Origin of the sequence: Blautia sp. LMAG:36, assembly GCF_008680535.1 — a bacterium.
GTDB lineage: Bacteria > Bacillota > Clostridia > Lachnospirales > Lachnospiraceae > Blautia_A > Blautia_A fusiformis.
In genome coordinates this window covers 170,123-190,989 of sequence record NZ_NALB01000010.1, presented here as the reverse complement: position 1 = coordinate 190,989, position 20,867 = coordinate 170,123, and the positions used below count along the sequence as shown (strand labels likewise).

At 48.5% G+C, this 20,867-nt stretch carries 19 protein-coding genes; 2 read left to right on the top strand and 17 right to left on the bottom strand.

Going from position 1 to position 20,867, the window contains the following annotated elements; all coding sequences use genetic code 11:
* Window positions 1–7: 7 nt before the first annotated feature.
* The 13 genes from CCC17_RS13345 to CCC17_RS13285 all read right to left on the bottom strand — a co-directional run bounded on the left by CCC17_RS13345 (window position 8) and on the right by CCC17_RS13285 (window position 13,230).
* Window positions 8–502 (bottom strand): MATE family efflux transporter, encoded by a 495-nt coding sequence (locus CCC17_RS13345; protein ID WP_015524830.1) that lies wholly within the window; start codon window positions 500–502, stop codon window positions 8–10.
* Window positions 502–789 (bottom strand): co-chaperone GroES, encoded by a 288-nt coding sequence (gene groES, locus CCC17_RS13340; protein ID WP_015524829.1) that lies wholly within the window; start codon window positions 787–789, stop codon window positions 502–504. The genes CCC17_RS13345 and groES overlap by 1 nt, the downstream gene beginning before the upstream one ends.
* 115 nt (window positions 790–904) lie before the next feature.
* Window positions 905–1,384, bottom strand: coding sequence for a 23S rRNA (pseudouridine(1915)-N(3))-methyltransferase RlmH (rlmH, locus tag CCC17_RS13335; protein WP_021650552.1), 480 nt, complete (start codon window positions 1,382–1,384; stop codon window positions 905–907).
* The gene (locus tag CCC17_RS13330; protein WP_287083249.1) at window positions 1,381–4,128 is read right to left on the bottom strand and encodes an FtsK/SpoIIIE family DNA translocase; all 2,748 of its coding nucleotides are present in this window, start codon (window positions 4,126–4,128) and stop codon (window positions 1,381–1,383) included. The genes rlmH and CCC17_RS13330 overlap by 4 nt, the downstream gene beginning before the upstream one ends.
* Before the next feature lie 23 nt (window positions 4,129–4,151).
* Complete coding sequence (locus CCC17_RS13325) at window positions 4,152–5,027, bottom strand: undecaprenyl-diphosphate phosphatase (protein WP_015524826.1); 876 nt, start codon at window positions 5,025–5,027, stop codon at window positions 4,152–4,154.
* Window positions 5,028–5,207: 180 nt separating this feature from the next.
* Window positions 5,208–6,602, bottom strand: a complete 1,395-nt coding sequence (gene gltA / locus CCC17_RS13320; protein ID WP_021650554.1) for an NADPH-dependent glutamate synthase — start codon at window positions 6,600–6,602, stop codon at window positions 5,208–5,210.
* The gene (locus tag CCC17_RS13315; protein WP_015524825.1) at window positions 6,602–7,489 is read right to left on the bottom strand and encodes a sulfide/dihydroorotate dehydrogenase-like FAD/NAD-binding protein; all 888 of its coding nucleotides are present in this window, start codon (window positions 7,487–7,489) and stop codon (window positions 6,602–6,604) included. The genes gltA and CCC17_RS13315 overlap by 1 nt, the downstream gene beginning before the upstream one ends.
* A gap of 165 nt (window positions 7,490–7,654) precedes the next feature.
* Window positions 7,655–8,368 carry a ClpP family protease gene (locus CCC17_RS13310; protein ID WP_015524824.1) on the bottom strand — a complete coding sequence of 238 codons (714 nt, stop codon included), beginning with the start codon at window positions 8,366–8,368 and terminating at the stop codon, window positions 7,655–7,657.
* A gap of 68 nt (window positions 8,369–8,436) precedes the next feature.
* Entirely contained in the window at window positions 8,437–9,180 is a 744-nt protein-coding gene (locus tag CCC17_RS13305; RefSeq protein WP_015524823.1) for a YebC/PmpR family DNA-binding transcriptional regulator, read from the bottom strand.
* 153 nt (window positions 9,181–9,333) lie between these two features.
* The gene (locus CCC17_RS13300) at window positions 9,334–9,681 is read right to left on the bottom strand and encodes a type II toxin-antitoxin system PemK/MazF family toxin (RefSeq protein WP_021650556.1); all 348 of its coding nucleotides are present in this window, start codon (window positions 9,679–9,681) and stop codon (window positions 9,334–9,336) included.
* Window positions 9,682–9,837: 156 nt separating this feature from the next.
* A complete protein-coding gene (gene alr, locus CCC17_RS13295; protein ID WP_015524822.1) occupies window positions 9,838–11,007 on the bottom strand; it encodes an alanine racemase in 1,170 nt (389 codons plus the stop codon).
* A complete protein-coding gene (locus tag CCC17_RS13290; protein WP_114002417.1) occupies window positions 11,004–12,521 on the bottom strand; it encodes an NAD(P)H-hydrate dehydratase in 1,518 nt (505 codons plus the stop codon). Before CCC17_RS13290 ends, alr begins: the two co-directional genes overlap by 4 nt.
* Before the next feature lie 61 nt (window positions 12,522–12,582).
* The gene (locus tag CCC17_RS13285) at window positions 12,583–13,230 is read right to left on the bottom strand and encodes a redox-sensing transcriptional repressor Rex (protein WP_021650558.1); all 648 of its coding nucleotides are present in this window, start codon (window positions 13,228–13,230) and stop codon (window positions 12,583–12,585) included.
* Window positions 13,231–13,444: 214 nt separating this feature from the next.
* Here CCC17_RS13285 and CCC17_RS13280 point away from each other — a divergent pair, with 214 nt between their 5' ends.
* Window positions 13,445–15,361 (top strand): ABC-F family ATP-binding cassette domain-containing protein, encoded by a 1,917-nt coding sequence (locus tag CCC17_RS13280; RefSeq protein ID WP_092069135.1) that lies wholly within the window; start codon window positions 13,445–13,447, stop codon window positions 15,359–15,361.
* Window positions 15,362–15,391: 30 nt separating this feature from the next.
* Here the strand turns inward: CCC17_RS13280 and CCC17_RS13275 are convergent, their stop codons facing one another.
* Window positions 15,392–16,258, bottom strand: coding sequence for a pyridoxamine kinase (locus CCC17_RS13275; protein WP_021650560.1), 867 nt, complete (start codon window positions 16,256–16,258; stop codon window positions 15,392–15,394).
* A gap of 92 nt (window positions 16,259–16,350) precedes the next feature.
* Between CCC17_RS13275 and pdxR the strand changes: the two genes are divergently transcribed.
* Window positions 16,351–17,667, top strand: coding sequence for a MocR-like pyridoxine biosynthesis transcription factor PdxR (pdxR, locus tag CCC17_RS13270; RefSeq protein WP_173739636.1), 1,317 nt, complete (start codon window positions 16,351–16,353; stop codon window positions 17,665–17,667).
* Here pdxR and CCC17_RS13265 read toward each other — a convergent pair.
* Genes CCC17_RS13265 through cobD form a run of 3 tightly spaced genes read right to left on the bottom strand, consistent with a single transcriptional unit; the run spans window position 17,664 to window position 20,865 of the window.
* Complete coding sequence (locus CCC17_RS13265) at window positions 17,664–18,305, bottom strand: precorrin-8X methylmutase (RefSeq protein WP_015524817.1); 642 nt, start codon at window positions 18,303–18,305, stop codon at window positions 17,664–17,666. The genes pdxR and CCC17_RS13265 overlap by 4 nt on opposite strands.
* A 2-nt stretch (window positions 18,306–18,307) precedes the next feature.
* The gene (locus CCC17_RS13260; RefSeq protein WP_021650563.1) at window positions 18,308–19,828 is read right to left on the bottom strand and encodes a cobyric acid synthase; all 1,521 of its coding nucleotides are present in this window, start codon (window positions 19,826–19,828) and stop codon (window positions 18,308–18,310) included.
* Complete coding sequence (gene cobD, locus CCC17_RS13255) at window positions 19,813–20,865, bottom strand: threonine-phosphate decarboxylase CobD (RefSeq protein ID WP_118623876.1); 1,053 nt, start codon at window positions 20,863–20,865, stop codon at window positions 19,813–19,815. The genes CCC17_RS13260 and cobD overlap by 16 nt, the downstream gene beginning before the upstream one ends.
* Between the last annotated feature and the right edge of the window lie 2 nt (window positions 20,866–20,867).

Genomic DNA, 20,867 nt, shown 5'->3' with positions numbered 1-20,867 from the left:
ACTACACTTAAGTCATTACCGAAAGCCCGAAGGCAACCCCTGCAATTTCCACACAGCGCAGTGTAGCAAGCAGGATCTGCGTCACCGCAAAGAAAAAGTAAGTAAACCGGATGATCGCCAGATAGGAAAGACCGCCTTCGATAATCGTCTGGTCTGTTGTAAAAAGCCCCAGCAGCTGTGTTAGAAAAAGGCTGGCCAGGATAAACAGCATAAGGGCAATAAAAAAGCCTGTGCGCATGGCCCAGGCACCGATCTTCCTTACCGGCTCTGTCTCTTTCTTTCCCCAGTACTGACTTCCGAATATGACAAGTCCGTCTCCCAGCGCCATAAGTAGCTGCTGAAAGACGAACTGTACCTGATTTACGGTGGTCACACCGGATAATGCAGTTTCGCTGAAGGCTCCAAGCATAATGTTGTCCGCAAGATTGACACTTAAGGTCACTACATTCTGCAGCACCAGCATGGAGCATAATTTCAGAAAATTACGATAAAAATTCTTCATCAGTCTTTTACGATGGCAATAATATCATCAGCGTTGATCACCAGATATTTCTCACCCTCATATTTGATCTCGGTTCCTGTGTATTTTCCGTAGATCACACGGTCGCCCGGCTTTACCTGTACCGGTACTTCTTTACCGTCTACGACCTTACCGCCACCTACTGCGATAACCTCTGCCTGCTGGGTTTTCTCCTTGGAGCTTTCCGGAAGTACGATGCCGGATGCGGTTTTGTCTTCTGTCTCAAAATATTTTACGATAACTCTGTCTGCAACTGGTTTTAATGCCATATTCATTTCCTTCTTTCTGTGATTATTAGCACTCTTAAGCTCCGAGTGCTACTCTTTTTTTATCATACTACATATCCGAAAATTGTCAAGATATTTGCAGATATGTAGTATGATATTATTTATGATAGGGCTCTCCGCTGATGATACGATAGCTACGGTAGATCTGTTCCAGAAGGATCACACGCATCAGCTGATGAGGAAATGTCATCTTCGAAAAGCTTAAAGCATAGTCTGATCTCTTCAGTACTTCTTTTCCAAGACCGATAGAGCCGCCGATCACAAACTGGATATGGCTGGTCCCACGTATTCCCAGCTCGTTGATCTTCCGTGCGAAGTTCTCAGAGGTCAGCTGTTCGCCTCCGATCTCCAGAGTGATCACAAACGCATCATCCCGGATATATTTAAGAAGACGCTCCCCTTCCTTGTTCCGAATGGCATCTTCTACTGTTTCGCTGGCATTATCCGGTGTTTTTTCGTCGGACACTTCTATGATCTCCAGCTTGCAGTAACGCCCGAGGCGCTTGGAATACTCCGCAATGGCATCCCGCAGATATTTTTCCTTGATCTTCCCTACTGTCAGGATACTTATTTTCATCCGCCGTTCTCCTCCAGATAATTCTCAAATTCTTCTGCTGACATCAAAACCTTCCTTGGCTTGGTTCCTTCCTCCGGACCTACCACTCCTGCGTCACAAAGCTGATCCATGATCCTTGCCGCACGGTTAAATCCGATCTTGAACATACGCTGGAGCATACCGATGGAGGCCTTTTCCTTCTCAATGATAAATTTACCGGCTTCTGTAAAATAGACATCTCTGTCACCGCCGCCGGCTCCTCCCGGGACACCGGCTGTATTGACCTGCTTCTCGATGGAGGTATCATAAACAGCACCCTGGTTTTTGTCAGAAACATATTCTACGACTGCACTGACCTCCTCATCTGAAACAAAAGCACCCTGCAGTCTGGCCGGCTTCTGATACCCCTGAGGATAAAACAGCATATCGCCCTTGCCAAGAAGCTTCTCGGCACCGTTCATATCCAGGATCGTTCTGGAATCCACACCGGAAGATACGGAAAATGCGATCCTGGACGGCATATTGGCCTTGATCAGACCTGTGATGACATTGACCGATGGCCTCTGGGTAGCAATGATCAAATGGATACCTGCTGCACGTGCCAGCTGGGCCAGACGGCAGATCGCATCCTCAACTTCTCCCGGCGCAACCATCATAAGATCCGCAAGCTCGTCCACGATGATCACGATCTGCGGCATCTTCTCAGGTGCCTTTTCTCCCTCCGGGACCCGCATATTGGCAACCTTTTTGTTATATTCTCCAAGATTACGTACCCCATATTCCGCAAAGGCATTGTAACGACTGGTCATCTCGGAAACAGCCCAGTTCAGCGCACCGGCCGCTTTCTTCGGATCTGTGACCACCGGAATGAACAGGTGCGGGATCCCATTATATACACTGAGCTCCACCACCTTCGGATCGATCATGATCAGACGCACCTCATCCGGTGTAGCCTTATAAAGGATGCTGATGATCAGCGTATTGATGCAGACGGATTTTCCGGAGCCGGTTGCTCCGGCGATAAGAAGATGCGGCATCTTGGCAATATCTGCCACTACCGGTTTTCCGGCAATATCCTTACCTGCTGCAAAGGACAGCTTGGATTTTGCATTTTTAAACTCCTCTGACTGAAGAAGATCCCTCAGCATGACCGGGCTGTTCTCCTTGTTCGGGACCTCGATCCCCACGGCTGCCTTTCCCGGTATCGGTGCTTCGATGCGGATATCCGGTGTAGCAAGATTCAGCTTGATATCATCGGAAAGACCAACGATCTTGCTGACCTTCACACCCATTTCCGGCTGCAGCTCATAGCGAGTAACGGTAGGTCCGCAGCTCACATTGGTAACGGTTACATTGACACCGAAATTATGCAGGGTTTCCTGAAGCTTCTGCGCTGTTTTGCGCAGATGTGCATCGGAATCTCCCTGAGATCTGCCATCTCCGCGCTTCAGAAGCTTCAGCGGCGGATACTGATATGGTTTCTTCTCCGGAGCTTCTCCCTGGCTGATCTCATGCTGGATATTTCTGATCCCATGCTCGATCTCTGTCTGAGATGACTTCGGGTTTCTGGAGGGCTGATGGGATGCTTTCTGTTCAGCTTCCGGCTGAGGATCCTCCTTTATCTCAGCGGGAGCAGCTGCCTTTCCTGTTTCCCGGGAAGCTTTTGCTGCTACAGCTGTCTTTGCCGGCAGGATCTGCTGCATCTCGGGAATATCTACATCCTCGTAGCCGGAATAAGCATCCTCCTCTTCGGCTTCCTGCATTTCTCTTTCGAAATCCGGCTCCTCCGACTCTTCCCGGGCCGGCTGGGACTGTGAACGGTGGATCTGGAATTCCAGCGGCTGAGCATGCTCCTCCGGTTTCTCATCAAGCCCTGGATCCTCTTCTGTCAGATCTGTATCTGCCGGAAGTACAGCCTTTTGTTCATCAAGGAAAGAAGGAAGATTAAATTCTCCTTCCCGGTTCGCCTTCACCGCAGCCTGTCTTTCTTTCTGCGATCTTCTTGTTTTTTTCTTTTGTTTTTTTGAGATATTTTCCGGATCTTTCTCTGTAAGGGCAAGTTCTTCTTCCTCCAGCTCTTCTTCCAGCCGGCGGATCTTCTCCGCTCTTTTTTCCGCACGGATCTTTCTGCGAAGCTCCTTCTGCTTTTCTCTGTCCGGCTGTCCCTCAAGATAAGCTTCTCTGCCCTCTCTTGCTGCATCTGTAAAAAAGTCCAAGATCTTATTCATAAATCCGAAGAAGGATCTCTGTGTTATGATGATGAGAGACACAAGAAGCACCAGAACGATGATCACAGTTCCGCCCACAACGCCAAAAGCGGATGCTGTGGAAATACATACTGCACCACCGAATACTCCACCGCCGGTACGGTATTCCGAACTCAGTGAATAATAATCCGAAAACGTGGTACTTGGCGTATAGCCCTCTGTGATCAGCTGAAGAAAGCCGCAGAGGAACACAAAAAATACCACGCCCGCCAGTACCTTTTTGTAGGCAAGGCGGTTGGTATTGTTCACGATCAGGAACGTAACTCCGGCAAAAAGCAGGATCGGGAAAATATATGCACAAAGTCCCATGATGCCAAAGCATACGGCACTGATGGCATTTCCTACGATCCCTCCCATACCAAATGCACTGATCATCAGGATCAGGCAGGCCGCAAACATCACAAGGATCAAGATCTCTGTCTGAAAGCGGTTACCGACAGGCTGCTGCTTCGCCGCAGGTTTTCTTTTTCTTTTTTTTGTCGTTTTTGAAGCTGCCATTGTCAGACTCCTCCCAGTTGATATCAAATATAATTCGCTGCCAGAATAAGGATTCCGGCTGCAAAAGAATAAAATGCAAAATAACGCAGTCTGACCTGATTCGAAAGCTTAAGCATAAAACGGATCACCAGATAGCCTGTGATCCCGGCCACGATCATTCCAAGAACATAAGTAAATCCCTGGCCAACAGTCATATGAACAGAAGTGAACTCTCCCATCTCCACAAAAAAAGCTCCCACCACAGCCGGAATGCTCATCAGCAGCGAATATTTCACTGCAAACTTCCGTCCGAGGCCGCAGAAAAGTCCTGCGCTCATGGTAAGTCCAAGCCTGGAAAGTCCCGGAAACACAGAAAGGCCCTGACAGATACCCATCCACATAGCATCTCCGAAGCTGGTTTCTTTTGTTCCCTTGCTGCCATTGACATTACTGTAGTCCACAACAAGGAGGATCACACCTGTAAGAAGGATTCCGATCCCGGAAAACATGTGTGAGGATGCGCTTCGCACAACAAGTCGTTTGCACTGATATCCGATCAGGACTGTAGGAATGGTGGATACCATGATCAGGGCAGTAAGCTTCCGGTAAGTTCCGCTTATGATCTTTGCGTAGGTAAGCTCTTTCCCAGTCCTACGGTTATAGAGAAAAATATTGGCATTTCCGATCAGATCCAGTATCATTCCGATCAGCTCGATCCCGATCTTCTTGATGTCCTTCAGAAAAACAAGGATCAGAGCTATCATAGTTCCCAGATGGAGCATCACTTCAAAAAGCACACCGGAGCCTCTGGTACCGCCCAAAAGATCCTGCACTCCACAGAGATGTCCGAAACTGCTCACCGGCAGAAATTCGGTGATTCCCTGAATGATTCCCAATATAATCGCATGTATCACTGACATAATGATATTTCCTTTTCTTAAATTTTTTCCAACACATTATAGCATAACTGAGTAAAACTTACAATCTTCACTTGGCAAAAGTTTCAAACAAATGTTCTTTTTTTGATCTGCAAGAAAAAAAATCCTCCGGCTGCATCAGAAAACACAGTCGGAGGATCTGTTTATAAACAGACTTTCTGCTTATTTATTTTTCAGATATTCGTCGATACCTTTTGCACCAGCTTTACCTGCACCCATGGCAAGGATTACGGTAGCTGCACCTGTAACGGCATCACCACCGGCATATACGCCGTCCTTGGATGTCTTACCGGTTTCTTCCTCGGCAACGATACATCTTCTCTTGTTGATGTCAAGGCCCTTGGTTGTGGAAGAGATCAGAGGGTTCGGTGAAGTACCAAGAGACATGATGACAGTATCTACATCCATATCATACTCGGAACCAGGAATCTCTACCGGACGTCTTCTTCCGGATGCATCCGGCTCACCAAGCTCCATCTTGACAACCTTCATACCGTTTACGTGGCCGTTCTCATCAACGAGGATCTCCTTCGGATTTGTAAGAAGATCAAAGATGATGCCCTCTTCCTTAGCGTGATGAACTTCCTCTGCTCGTGCAGGAAGCTCTGCCTCACTTCTTCTGTATACGATATGTACCTCAGCACCAAGTCTCAGCGCTGTTCTTGCAGCATCCATGGCAACGTTACCACCGCCGACAACTGCAACCTTTTTGCCTGCTGCGATCGGTGTATCATAGGAATCATCGAATGCTTTCATGAGGTTGCTTCTTGTCAGGTACTCGTTTGCAGAGAATACACCGCTTGCATTCTCACCCGGGATACCCATGAACATCGGAAGTCCTGCACCGGAACCGATGAATACAGCCTCAAAGCCCTCATCCTCGATCAGCTGATCGATGGTAGTGGATTTACCGATGACAACGTTTGTCTCGAATTTAACGCCAAGCTCTTTGACCTTCTCGATCTCTTTCTTAACAACCTTCTGCTTCGGAAGACGGAACTCTGGAATACCGTAAACAAGAACACCGCCAAGCTCATGAAGAGCCTCGAATACAGTTACATCGTATCCTGCCTTTGCAAGGTCACCTGCACAGGTAAGTCCGGATGGACCGGAACCGATCACTGCAACCTTATGTCCGTTCTTAACCTCTGCTCCTGCAGGTTTGATATCATGCTCCAGAGCATAGTCTGCAACGAATCTCTCCAGCTTACCGATAGAAACAGCCTCGCCCTTCTTACCGCGGATACACTGTCCCTCACACTGGGATTCCTGCGGACATACACGACCACAGATAGCTGGAAGTGCGGAAGATAAACCGATCACCTTGTAAGCCTCTTCCATGTTGCCTTCTTTGATGTGCTCGATAAATCCCGGAATATTGATGGATACCGGACATCCCTCTACACATTTCGGTTTCTTACAGCCAAGGCATCTCTGTGCCTCTTCCATTGCTTCTTCCTGATTATATCCAAGACATACTTCCTCGAAGTTTGTCGCACGTACCTTCGGATCCTGCTCTCTTACAGGAACTTTTTTTAACATTTTTGCATCTGCCATTAGTTGTCACCTCCGCAATGTCCGCATCCACCGTGGTGGGTATCGCCTTCCTGAAGCTTCAGTAATGCACGGCCCTCCTGGGTCTTATACATCTGGCTTCTCTTCATAGCCTGATCGAAATCAACGAGATGTCCGTCGAACTCCGGTCCGTCTACGCAGGCAAATTTGATCTCATCACCGACCTGGAGACGACAAGCGCCGCACATACCGGTTCCGTCAACCATGATCGGGTTCATGCTGACAATTGTGTGGATACCAAGCTTCTTGGTAAGAAGACAGACAAATTTCATCATGATCATCGGTCCGATCGCTACACAGACGTCATAATGCTTGCCCTCGTTTGTCACAAGATCCTCAAGAGTCTTTGTTACCATACCGGAACGGCCATAGGAACCGTCATCTGTTGTAACATAAAGATTGGAAACAGCGCCAAGCTCTTTCTCAAGGATAACCATATCCTTAGTCTTGGAACCAAGGATAACATCCGCTGTGATGCCGTGCTCATGGAGCCATTTAACCTGCGGATAAACAGGTGCGGTACCGACACCACCGGCTACGAATACCATTTTTTTCTTCTTAAGTTCTTCGATATCCTCATGGACGAACTCAGACGGACATCCCAGAGGTCCTACGAAATCACGGAATGAATCTCCCGCCTTCAGTGCGGACATCTTAATGGTAGATGCTCCGATCTCCTGGAATACGATGGTAACTGTACCGGCCTCGCGATCGTAATCGCAGATGGTAAGCGGGATCCTTTCTCCCTTTTCGTCAAGTTTCACAATGATAAATTGTCCTGGCAGACAGTGGCTTGCAACACGTGGTGCATGCACAACCATAAGATGGATCTTAGCTGCCAGCGTTTCAGCTTTTAAAACCTTATACATGGTCTTCCTCCTCGCGCAAATTATAAACCTTTATTAATAATACGCTAAAAATCAGCATATGACAAGAGTAGATTTACAATTTCTGTCAAAATTCTTTACCACAGCACAGCGCAACCATGTTAGTCTTATGCAACTAATATCATCAAAAGCCACATACAAAACTGGTTATTTCTGTGTTTTTTTCCTTTCGATAAGGGTATACAATCGGTCCAGTGCCTCCCGGATCCCTCCTACTTCATCGATGAGTCCTTCCTTTACCGCTTCCTCACCCTCCAGCATAGTCCCCACATCTTTTACAAGCTGGGAGGTATCTAGCATCAGCTCCTCCATCCGTTCTGCCGTGATATGTGAATGTCCGGATACAAAGGCAATGATCCGGTCCTGGATTTTTTCCATATTGCGGTAGGACTGCGCTACGCCGATGAACATTCCGTTCTGGCGCACCGGATGGACCACCATGGTAGCACTTGGCACGATAAAGGAATAATCTGCTGATACCGCCATGGGTACACCTATGGAATGTCCCCCGCCCAGCACCAGGGAAACCGTAGGGATACTCAGAGACGCGATCATCTCCGCAATGGCAAGCCCTGCCTCCACATCTCCTCCTACCGTATTTAAAAGGATCAGAAGTCCCTCGATCTCCTCATCATCCTCAATGAGAGCCAGCTTTGGCAGTACATGCTCATACTTGGTTGTTTTGCTGTGAGACGGCGCGGATTCATGACCTTCGATTTCCCCGATCACCGTCAGAAGCTCCACTTTATGCTTCCGGGAATTTCCATCGAGCACTGCCTGCCCGGTTTCCCGGATCTGTTCGTTCTGGCTCGCTTCCCGGTCCAGTTCCTTCTGTTTTCTCTCTTCGCTCTGTTTTTCCATAAAAAAATACCTCCGGAATCTGAAATTCTGGAGGTATTATATGCAAAATATTACTTTCTATTCAGAGATCATTCGTCCCAGTTTGTCCATACGTCAGTAACGTCGTCGTCATCATCAAGAAGATCCAGTGTTCTGTGAAGATCTTTGATAGCCTGATCATCCGTCAGCTCCACATAGGTCTGCGGGATCATGGCGATCTGTGCTTCTACAAGCGGGATTCCGGCTTTCTCAAGAGCCTCACGTACAGCACTGAAATCGTCCGGTGCTGTGATGATCTCAAAGCTGTCCTCTTCCTCGTTGAAGTCCTCAGCACCTGCATCCAGAGCTGTCATCATCAGCTCGTCCGCATCCATCTCGCCGCACTCATCCTCAAGCTCTTCCTTATCGATGATGATCTGGCCCTTCTGGTCGAACATAAAGGATACGCATCCCTGTGTTCCGATGCTTCCGTTACCCTTGGTAAACGCGTTACGTACATTACCTGCAGTACGGTTCTTGTTATCTGTAAGAGTCTCTACGATAATAGCAACACCGTTCGGACCATATCCCTCATATACAGCCTTCTCGTAGCTGTCTGCAGAATCCGCACCTGCTGCCTTCTTGATTCCACGATCGATCGTATCGTTCGGCATGTTGTTCGCTTTTGCTTTTGCGATGACATCACGAAGCTTGCTGTTGTTTGCAGGATCCGGGCCGCCGGCCTTTACTGCCATAACGATCTCACGGCCGATGACTGTGAAGATCTTACCCTTCTTGGCATCATTTTTCTCTTTCTTATGTTTGATGTTGGCAAATTTTGAATGTCCTGACATGGTATCTTCCTCTCCTTGTTACCGTATATTTTCTTTCGTGCCCTGCTCATTTTGGGTACCGTTTTACATAATTGCAACTCGGTTTAATATAGCACTTATGAAAGATTTCGTCAAGAATCAGAAAACAAACCGGTCAAAATTCCTCATGTTTCCCTAAAAAGTCAGTTCCAGACTGATCTCAAGCGCATGATTCACCTTATCAAGCATAGCACTGTCCAGATGACACACCTTATCCTTCAGACGCCGCTTGTCGATGGTGCGGAGCTGTTCCAGAAGGATCACGGAATCCTTTTCGATCCCGTAGGCGGATGCATCGATCTCAATATGTGTCGGCAGCTTTGCCTTATTCATTTTTGATGTAATTGCCGCACAGATCACTGTGGGACTGTGACGGTTGCCCACATCGTTCTGGATGATCAGCACCGGACGGATGCCGCCCTGTTCACTGCCCACCACAGGTCTTAAGTCCGCGTAAAAAATATCCCCTCTTTTTATAACCACACAATTCACACTCCGATTCTGGTCCGGCTTATTTGCAAGCCGTATTCCTTTTTACAGATAAGTATTTCCACAATTTCTTTGTGTATACCATGCGTGGTACTTTTTTACCGGCCTTATGTCTGACCCGGCGTTTTCCGGATCCGGGTATTTACGGATCTACTGGAAAAAGCTCTCCTCTTCTCCGCATTCCTTACCGTCTTTGATATAAACCCGCGGAACACGTTTACTGATCCCGCAGACAAATTCATAGGAAAATCTTCCGGAAAGATCTCCCAGTGTCTCCACACTGATAAATTCCTCTCCATCTCTTCCCATCAGGGTGACCTCGTCCCCGGCCTTCACCTCCGGGATATCTGTGACATCAACCATAAACTGATCCATGCAGACCCGTCCGAGGATCGGAGCTTTTTTGCCCCGGATCAGGACCCAGCCCTTATTGGAAAGCTGTCTCGGATAGCCATCTGCATAACCTACGGGGATCGTTGCCATTCTGGTAAAGCGTTCTGTAACAAACGTTCCTCCATAGCTTACCGCTGTTCCACGTTCCACATTTTTCACATAGGATACATGACTTTTCAGCTCCATTGCAGGTGTCAGCTTCACAATATCACGTTCTACCTCCTCTGACGGATAAATACCGTAAATGGTGATGCCGGCACGAACGACATTGAGATTTGCTTCCGGAACACGGATGATACCTGCACTGTTGGAGCAGTGACGTACCGGAATATGAACGCCTCTTTTTTCCAGAAGCTCTGCAAAACGGAGATAACGGTCCAGCTGCACCAGTGCAGGAGAACGGTCGGTCTCATCCGCCCTGGCAAAATGGGTAAACATTCCCTCGATCACCAGATTCGGGATTTTTGAGATTTTTTCGATCTTTACTGCATTTTCCGGAATATCCGCATATCCGATCCTTGTCATTCCCGTATCCAGAGCCAGATGAATATGTACATTTTTTCCAATGCGTGCACCTGCTTTTGCATATTCTGCCGCTGTATTAAGATCCGATATGGTGATCCGAATATCATTGGCTGCAAGCTCCTCATAATATTCCTCAAATACAAGGCCAAGGATCAGGACAGGCTTGGTGATCCCTGCATGCCGAAGCTCCAGTGCCTCCTCTGCAGTAGCTGTTGCAAATCCCCAGATATAGTCATAGTCCTGGATCAGACGGGCAATAGCTCTGGCACCATGGCCATAACCGTCTGCCTTGATCACAGCGATGATCTTTGTCCCTTCTTTGACATTTTTATGCATTTCCTCAAAATTGTGGGCAATGGCATCCAGTGATACCAGTGCTTTTACTCTCTCGTATTTTTTCATAATCCCGACTCCTCTTCACCTATAGCTAATGCCTTGGGCAGATATTCTATGATATCTCCTGCCAGCATACTGCGCTTTCCTTTTTCAGCGGCTGCAAGATCACCGCAAAGTCCGTGAAGATAAACACCTAACGCGGCCTTTAAAACCATGGGAGGCTGTTCCTCCGTTTTCAGATACATACATAACACTGCTGCCAGAATCCCGGAAAGCACATCTCCGCTTCCTGCAGTTGCCATTCCGGAATTACCGGAAAGATTCAGATACATCTGTCCTTTCTCATCTGCGATCACCGTACATGCATCCTTCAATACGCACACAGAGCCTGTTTCCGCAGCACATTTCAGTGCAGTATCTGCGATCTCATGCTGGATCTCCTGGATCGTTCTGCCACTGAGCCGGCTCATTTCTCCGATATGCGGTGTCAGGACTACATGCTCTCCCAGATACTGATACCACTGTGGATGTGCAGCCAGAAGGTTCAGGCCGTCCGCATCCAGGATCAGCGGCTTTTTCTCCCGGGCAGCCGCCGTGAGAAACCACTGTTCTCTCTCACGGCTGGCCACTGATGTTCCAAGTCCCGGTCCGATCACGATCACATCACACCAGGATAGAAGCTGTTCATTGGATTCCTGATCAAAGCGGCTGCAGACCATAGCCTCTGGAAGGAGTATCTGCAGTGGGATCCTGTTGGCTTCCACAGTCTGGATCTTTACCATTCCCGCACCGGCACGAAGTGCTGCACTGGCGCTTAAATAAGCGGCTCCGCACATTCCCTCACTTCCGGTCACAAAGAGCACTTTTCCGAAGGTACCCTTGTTTCCGCCGGGATCACGTTCCGGAAACAGCTTCAGATCTTTATTTTCCAGACAGGCGGCAGATGCAGTCACAGCTTCCTGCTCATAGATCCCGATATCGGCGGTAACGATCCTTCCTGCATACAGTCTTCCCGGATAAAAGCAAAGACCTCTTTTCCGGTAGGCAAATGTGACAGTCAGATCGGCGCTGAAGGCAATTCCCATTTCCAGGCCAGTATCTCCGTTCACTCCTGACGGGATGTCAACTGCGATCTTTTTGGCCCTCGCACTGTTCATCTCATGGATGATATCAGCATAATGCCCCTCGATCGGACGCGTCAGGCCTACCCCAAACACGGCATCTACTATAGTAGTATATTCACTCCACTGCGGGTTATTCACCTCCGGGACACGATAACCGGAAGCGATCTTATACTGAAGAGCTGTCTCTCTGGTCATTTTATCTTTGTTTCCGACCATATAAAACTCTACCCGGATTCCCTTCAGATGGAACAATCTGGCAACTGCGATACCGTCACCGCCATTGTTTCCGCTTCCGCAGACTACCAGGATCCTTTCGTCCTTCTGGAGATACTTTTCTGTTTCCTCTACCACCTTCAGTGCCGCCCGCTCCATCAGAACCTCGGAGGGAACTCCGATCTCACGGATCGTTGTGGAGTCCAGATCCTTCATTTCTTTGCAGGTAACAAGCTTCTTCATTCTGTCTTCTGCCTCCCCTCTGTCATAGAGAAAGCTGCCGTTTCCGGCAGCTTAACAATTCTTACTTATCCACATGTTCCTGCCTGTATTTGCTGAGATTATAAGACAGTGTCATCAGACTCTCGGAAAGATGAACGTTCTCTACGATCACATCATCCGGTGTCTCAAGATCAAGATGTGCAAAATTCCAGATTGCCTTGATCCCGTTCTCCACCAGAATATCTGCCATTTCCTTGGCTTTATTCTTGGGAAGTGTCAGGATCGCGATCTCCACGTTATTCTCTCTCAGGAAAAACGGAAGCTCACTGAGCATCTGGATCTCAAGTCCACGGACTGCGATGCCCTCAAGCACAGGATTTACGTCAAAGATACCAACCAGCCTGAACCCGCGCTTCTCAAAATCCACATAATTGGCAAGTGCCTGTCCCAGATTACCGGCACCCAGGATGATCATCGGATGAACGGTATCCAGTCCCAGGATCTTACCGATCTCTGTATAAAGATAGTGTACATTATAGCCATACCCCTGCTGCCCAAAACCGCCGAAATTATTAAGATCCTGACGGATCTGAGAAGCTGTGGTATGCATCTTCTTACTTAACTCATTGGAAGAAATACGTTCTACATTATCTTCCATCAGCTCTCCTAAGTAGCGGTAATAGCGTGGCAGACGCTTAATCACCGCTTTCGAGATTTGTTTTGTCTCCACGATAGTTTTCCTCCTTACCTTACACTAGGTTAATTATAACGAATTGACATTTTCCTGTCAATTAAAGTTGTCTATTCTGTACAAATTTCTTTATAATTTTTCTAATAATTGATTTTTTCTTTGAAATCCCGGCAGTTTCCGTTATAATAGGTGGAGGATTTTTCCCTGTTCAGGCATAAACAGGGGTGATTCTTTATACAGGAGGACAGTTTTTATGATTTTATCATGTCAGAATATATGCAAGGCCTTTGGCGAAAAAGTAATTTTAAATGATGCATCCTTTCACATTGAAGACCGTGAAAAGGCTGCTCTGATCGGATGCAACGGTGCAGGAAAGACCACACTGCTGCGGATCATCATGCAGGAGCTTTCTGCTGATTCCGGTACCGTGGTGCTTGCCCGGGATAAAAATATCGGCTATCTTGCCCAGTACCAGGATATCCACGGACATCATACCATCTACGAGGAGCTTCTTACCACCAAGCAGCACATCATCGATATGGAACGCCGTATCCGCAATATGGAACAGGAAATGAACACGGTGACCGGTGATGAGCTGAACCGTCTGATGGAAACCTATACCCGCCTGACCCATCAGTTTGAGCTGGAGAACGGATACGCTTACAAAAGTGAGCTGACCGGTGTCTTAAAGGGTCTCGGCTTCACGGAGGAAGATTATGACAAGCAGATCGAAACTCTTTCCGGCGGTCAGAAAACCCGCGTGGCGCTGGGCAAGATGCTTCTTTCCAAGCCGGATATCCTGCTTCTGGATGAGCCAACCAATCACCTGGATATGGAAAGCATCTCCTGGCTGGAAACTTATCTTCTGAATTATCCGGGAGCTGTTTTTATCGTCTCCCATGACCGTTATTTTCTGGATAAGGTAGTCACCAAGGTCATTGAGATCGAAGCCGGACAGACCCGCGTATACAGCGGCAACTACTCTGCCTATGCTCTCAAGAAGGCTCAGCTTCGCGACGCACAGTACAAGGCATACTTAAATCAGCAGCGGGATATCAAGCATCAGGAAGCCGTTATCGCCAAGCTGAAATCCTTTAACCGTGAAAAATCCATCAAGCGTGCGGAAAGCCGTGAAAAAATGCTGGACCGTGTACAGAGGATCGAAAAGCCTCTTGAGCTCCAGGACCGGATGCGTATCTCGCTGGAACCACGGGTGTTAAGCGGAAACGATGTGCTCCACGTGGAAGCGCTTTCCAAGGCCTTTCCGGGACAGACCCTGTTCTCCGATATCTCCTTTGATATCAAACGCGGCGAGCGTGTGGCACTGATCGGAAACAACGGAACCGGAAAGACCACCATGCTAAAGATCATCAACGGTCTTATTGAGGCAGATGCCGGCAAATTTTCCCTTGGTTCCAAGGTTCAGATCGGTTATTACGATCAGGAACATCATGTTCTGCATATGGACAAGACGATTTTCCAGGAGATCTCCGATACTTATCCGACTCTCACAGAGACCGAGATCCGAAATATGCTTGCCGCATTTCTCTTTACCGGAGATGATGTTTTCAAGGAGATCTCCGCACTTTCCGGTGGAGAAAGAGGCCGTGTTTCCCTTGCAAAGCTGATGCTTTCCGAAGCCAACTTCCTGATCCTTGACGAGCCTACCAACCATCTGGATATTGCCTCCAAGGAGATCCTGGAGGAAGCACTGGTCAGCTACACCGGTACAGTCCTTTATGTATCCCATGACCGTTACTTTATCAATCAGACTGCGACCAGGATCATGGAGCTGACAAACCAGGCAGTGGTAAATTACATCGGTGATTATGATTACTATCTGGAAAAGAAGGAGGAGCTGACCAGTACCTATGCACCGGGAAGCACTTCTCCGGAGGCACCTGCCGAAGAAAAAGCGGTTTCCGAGAACAAGCTTTCCTGGCAGCAGATGAAGGAAGAACAGGCAAAGAAACGAAAACGGGAAGCCGAGCTGAAAAAAGTCGAAGCCCGTATCGAAGAGCTGGAAACAAGAGACAGCGAGATCGACGAGACTATGGTCCTTCCGGATGTCTGCACCAATGTAGCGGAATGTACAAAGCTGAGCCGCGAAAAAGCAGCCATCGCTGAAGAACTGGAAGAGCTTTATGAAAAATGGGAAGAGCTGGCCTGACGGTCAGCTCTTTTTTATCCCCTTATGTTTTTATGGAAGCAGCATGCCGAGATGCTGTTCAAAGCATACACCATCGTTACGGTCTGTTCCTTCCTCCACCGCATCCCGGATCGATGCCGAGATAAAGTCCACGGCCAGCTCTGCACAGGTTTTCATGGAATATCTTTTTACCAGCCCTGCACTGAGCACGGATGCAAAAAGATCTCCTGTCCCGGAATAGCTTCCGCCGGATTTCTCTGCAAATACCCAGGAGCTGTTTCCGTTTTCCAGGACAAGATTCCCCATTTTCAGAGGCTGCCCCTCCTCCCTGTGATCCACTCCAGTGATCACAACGGCAGGAAGTGAAAATTTCCGGGCAAGTCCGCACCCGATCTCCCGGATTTCTTCCATCCGCCGGGCCTCTGATACCTTTTGCAGTTTATTCCAGATCTCCTCCATTTTTTCTTTTCCGTAGAGAAGAAGGAGGGCTTCCGTAAGGTTCGGTGTGATCACATAGGAACGACGTGTCAGTTCGCAGAACCGGCTGCGGAGTTCTTCTGTATAGATCGGATAAACCGCGCCGTCATCCCCCATCACCGGATCTGTAAGGATCAAAGTATCCTTTCCTGCAAACGCATCCATAAATTTCAGGATCCTGTCTGCCTGCTTATCATCAGAAAGAAATCCTGTATAGATCCCATCCGGGAAAAATCCTCTTTTTTTCCACTGCTCCATATATGGTTCCATATGCTCTGTGAAATCCTCACAGAAATAACTTTCATAACCGGTCTGGTTGCTTAAAACAGCGGTGGGAAGTGGACACGCCTGGACTCCCATCACCGAGATCACCGGGATCGCTGCTGTCAGTGAACATTTCCCCAGCCCGGAAAGATCATTGATCACTGCTATTTTTTTCATGGTAATTCTCCAGTCTTGAGTTTTTTTCTGTAATATTATAGAATGAACTGTCAGGTTTACGCAATCATTTTTGGAAGGAAATCATCATACTTATGTTAAATATATCTGCAGAACACAAAAAAGAACACCTTTATCTGGAGGTTTACCACTATTATCGGAAGCTGATCCTGGAAGGCCGTCTCCTTCCCGGAAGCAAAATGCCCTCCCTCCGCAAATGCGCCCAGGAGCTGAAGCTGAGCCGTACCACCATCGAAAATGCCTATCTTCTGCTGGCAGCAGACGGCTATATCATCGCCAGGGCACAGAGCGGCTATTATGTCACCGGCATTGCTTCCAAGCAGCATCTGCTTACCCCCGAAAAACAGGATAAGGATATCACGCCCTGCCTTTATGATTTTGCCTCTTCCGGTGTTGACCGGGAAAGCTTCCGTTTTGATCTGTGGCAGCGTTACATCAAAAGTGCCCTCCGCCAGGGCGACCGTATGCTTTCTTATGGCGAACCCCAGGGTGAAAGCGATTTCCGGGAGGTTCTCGCAGACTATATCCGGGAACGCAGAAATGTGATCTGCTCCCCGGATGACATTGTAGTAGGGGCCGGTCTCCAGCCCCTTCTCCAGATCCTCTGCCCTCTGATCCATGAACGGAAAACCGTTTCGTTCCCCACACCGTCCTTCACCACATGCAGCACCATCTTTCAGGATTACGGCTTTGATGTCCATTACCGGGACAAAAGCTGCGATGTGATCTATGTTTCTCCTGCTCACATGACGAAATGGGGCGAGATCATGCCGGTAAAACGACGCCTGGAGCTGATCCGTCATGCGGAGATCGATGACCATCTGATCATTGAGGATGATTTCGAAAACGAATTTGTTTATTTCCAGAAACCGACGCCTTCACTTTTCGGTCTTGCAGGTGGTGAAAACGTTGTCTATATCGGTTCCTTTTCCAGGCTACTGCTGCCCTCCATCCGTGTCAGCTTCATGGTATTGCCACGCTCTCTCCGGGAAAAATATACAAAAAAAGCAGCCTTTTATAATCAGACTGCTTCCAAGGCAGAACAGATCGCACTCTGCCAGTTTATCCGCGACGGGCATCTGGCTTCCCAGACAAGAAAGCTCCGCCGCCTTTATTCCCAGAAGCTGAAGGCTCTTTCCCAGGCTGTCCGGGAAACCTTCGGCCAGGACTGCCAGATCCAAACAGGAGCCGCAGGAACCAGCCTTGCCCTTACTCTCCCCTGTTCTCTCACAGGCAGTGAACTGACAGACAGAGCCCGGAACCATGGTCTGGGACTGGAGGTTCTCAGAGAAAACGGAGCCGAGGTCACCTTGGTCCTCTCCTGCTCCTCCATTCCATCCAAGGATTTTCTGCCTGCCTGTCAGCTTCTGAAGGAGGTTACCGGCTCCTAATCTCTCCGGTTATCGATCATGTAGAGCAGGGCATTTACAATGCACGCAGCGATGTTGCTTCCACCCTTGCGTCCTTTTGCCACAATATAAGGCACATCTGCGTGCATGATCAGCTCCTTGGACTGCACAACATTCACAAAGCCTACCGGCACACCGATGATCAGCTCAGGAGAAAGCTTTCCGTTCTCAATAAGCTCATAAAGACGTACCAGTGCGGTAGGTGCGTTTCCAATGGCAAAGATCAGCTTTTTATCCATCTCTGCGGCCTTGTCCATGCTGGCTGTGGCTCTGGTAGTCCCGTTCTTTTTTGCAAGGGCAGCCACATCCTCATCGGACATGAAACAGTAAGCCTCACCGCCGTAGCGGGCAAGTGCACGCTTGTTGATCCCGGCCTTTGCCATCTGGGTATCTGTGACGATGCAGGCACCGTTGCGGATGGCGTCCATGGCCATCTCCACTGCACCCTCCGAGAAGCAGAGATTTTTTGCATAATCAAAATCTGCGCTTGTGTGGATGCAGCGTTTTACGATCAGCTCTGTTCCCGGGATCAGGGGAGTATCCCCCAGCTCTTCTGTGATGATCTCAAAGCTTCTTTTTTCAATCTCCATGGGTTTTACATTTTCAAGCTCAACTTTCATTTCTATTCTTCCTCCGTAATCCCGTTTTCCAGTATCTCATAGATTTTTTTCATATCCAGATGCTTCCGCAACTCTGCAGCCAGAATATCATACTGCTGTTCCTTAAATGCCGCAAAATCCACGCCTGTCATATTTTCCACATCAATACCTTTTTTCTCGCCGATCACGCGGATGATCGCCTCTGCAGATGCTTCCTTATCGAAAACGCCGTGGATATAGGTTCCGCACACATTTCCCGCAAAAGCACCCTCTTCTTTTTTCTTACCGCTGACGCTGTCTGTGATCTTCGTGGCTGTTCCTGCATTGTCCTTCAGGATGCTTTCGCCCATATGGATCTCATAGCCCTCGATCTCCGCACCGGAAAGAGGAGCAAACACACCGGACAGCTGACCGAAATGCCCCTGCACCCTGGTCCTGGTTTTCTTTTCGGCAAATACCGTTTCCATGGGAAGAAGTCCCATTCCTTTCATGGAACCGCCATTTTCAACTCCATGAGGGTCGCTTAAGGTTTCACCCAGCATCTGATAGCCACCGCAGACACCAAAGATCAGCTTGCCTCTGGAGGCTTCCTTGAGAACTGCTGCTTCCATTCCGCTTTCCCGCATCCAGATCAGATCACCCATGGTGTTCTTGGTTCCAGGAAGGATGATCATGTCCGGAGAGTGAAGATCTCTCGGGTGTTTTACATAGCGGAGAGAAACTCCGGGAATGCTCTCAAAAGGATTAAAATCCGTAAAGTTAGAGATCCTTGGTGTACGGACCACTGCGATATCAATGACACCGGCTTCCTGCTTCCGGTCAAAACGTTCCGTCAGGCTGTCCTCATCCTCCACCTGGATATCCAGATAAGGCGCCACACCCACCACCGGGATCCCGCTTCTTTCCTCAAGCATGACAACACCAGGGTCCAGAATAGTCTTATCTCCGCGGAATTTGTTGATGATCAGCCCCTTTACCATAGCCTTCTCATCGTCCTCCAGAAGCTCTACCGTACCGATCAGCTGGGCAAAAACACCTCCACGGTCAATATCTCCCACAAGAAGGACCGGTGCCTTGGCCATCTTTGCCATACCCATATTTACAATATCCTCATCCTTGAGATTGATCTCGGCAGGACTTCCCGCACCTTCGATGACAATGATATCGTTTTCCGCTGCAAGAGCGTTGTACGCCTTCATCACATCCGGAACCAGGGTCTTCTTATATTTGAAATAATCCCTGGCACTCATGGTTCCAAGAACTTCTCCGTTAACGATCACCTGGGAGCCTACATCATTGGTAGGCTTCAGAAGGATGGGATTCATCAGGACAGACGGTCGGATCCCGGCTGCCTCTGCCTGCATGACCTGGGCCCGTCCCATCTCAAGACCATCCTCTGTGATAAAGGAATTCAGTGCCATATTTTGTGATTTAAAAGGAGCCACACGATACCCATCCTGCTTAAAGATCCTGCAAAGTCCCGCAGCCAGCAGGCTTTTTCCGGCATTGGACATGGTTCCCTGTACCATTATTGCTTTTGCCATAATATACCTCCCTCAAGTACTTCGATCAGTTTTACATTTTCTTCATGGCGCTTTACCGCGATCCGGTAATACCCCTTTGTAAGACCCGGATAATTGCTGCAGTCACGGATCAGGATCCGCTTGCGCAGACAGAAGTCAAAGAGCTCCTCCGGTCCTTTAAAGAAAATATAATTTGCTTCCGACGGAAATACTTTATACCCAATGCGGACCAGCTCATCCTTCAGCCACTGTGCCTCCCGAAAAACAAGCTGTCTTCCCTCCTCTACATATTCCGTCTCTGTAAGTGCCTGGAGCCCGGCTGCCTGGGCCATGGTGGAAACATTCCATGGCTGAACGCAGAGCTCCATCCTTTCTATCAGCTTTCTGTCAGAACAAAGGCCATAGCCCAGCCGCACCCCGGCCATGGCATATCTTTTTGTAAATGCTTTCAGGATAAAAAGATTATTGAACCCGGAAAGAGAACGCTTCAGAGAATACTCTTCCGGCTCCTTTACAAAATCAAGGAAACATTCATCTACCACCAGCAGGATATCCAGCTTTCTGCATTTTTCCAGGATCCTTTTCAGAAGCCTGTGGGGGATCAGCATGCCGGTAGGATTGTTGGGGTTACATAAGAAAGCCATATCCAGTCCCTTATGGAGGATATCCAGATATGCTTCACTGAGCACAAAACCGTCATTTTCCGTCAGCATGTAATATTCCAGCTCACAGCCAGTGCTGGCCAGAGCCTGTCCGTATTCCGCAAAAGTAGGCGCCGGGATCAGAGCCCGCTTTGGCTTTACTGCATGACAAAGCGTAAAGATCACTTCTGCCGCTCCGTTACCGCATATTACCTCTTCCGCTTTTACCCCTTCCGATTCTGCGATCCTTTCCCTGAGAACGCCGCATCCCACCTGAGGATACTGTGCAATATGATCCAGACTGTGGATAATGGCCTGCTTCACACTTTCCGGTGTTCCCAAAGGATTCAGATTTGCCGAAAAATCCAGGCAGTCTTTATGTTTATATACGTCTCCTCCATGTATGTGTTTTGTCATTG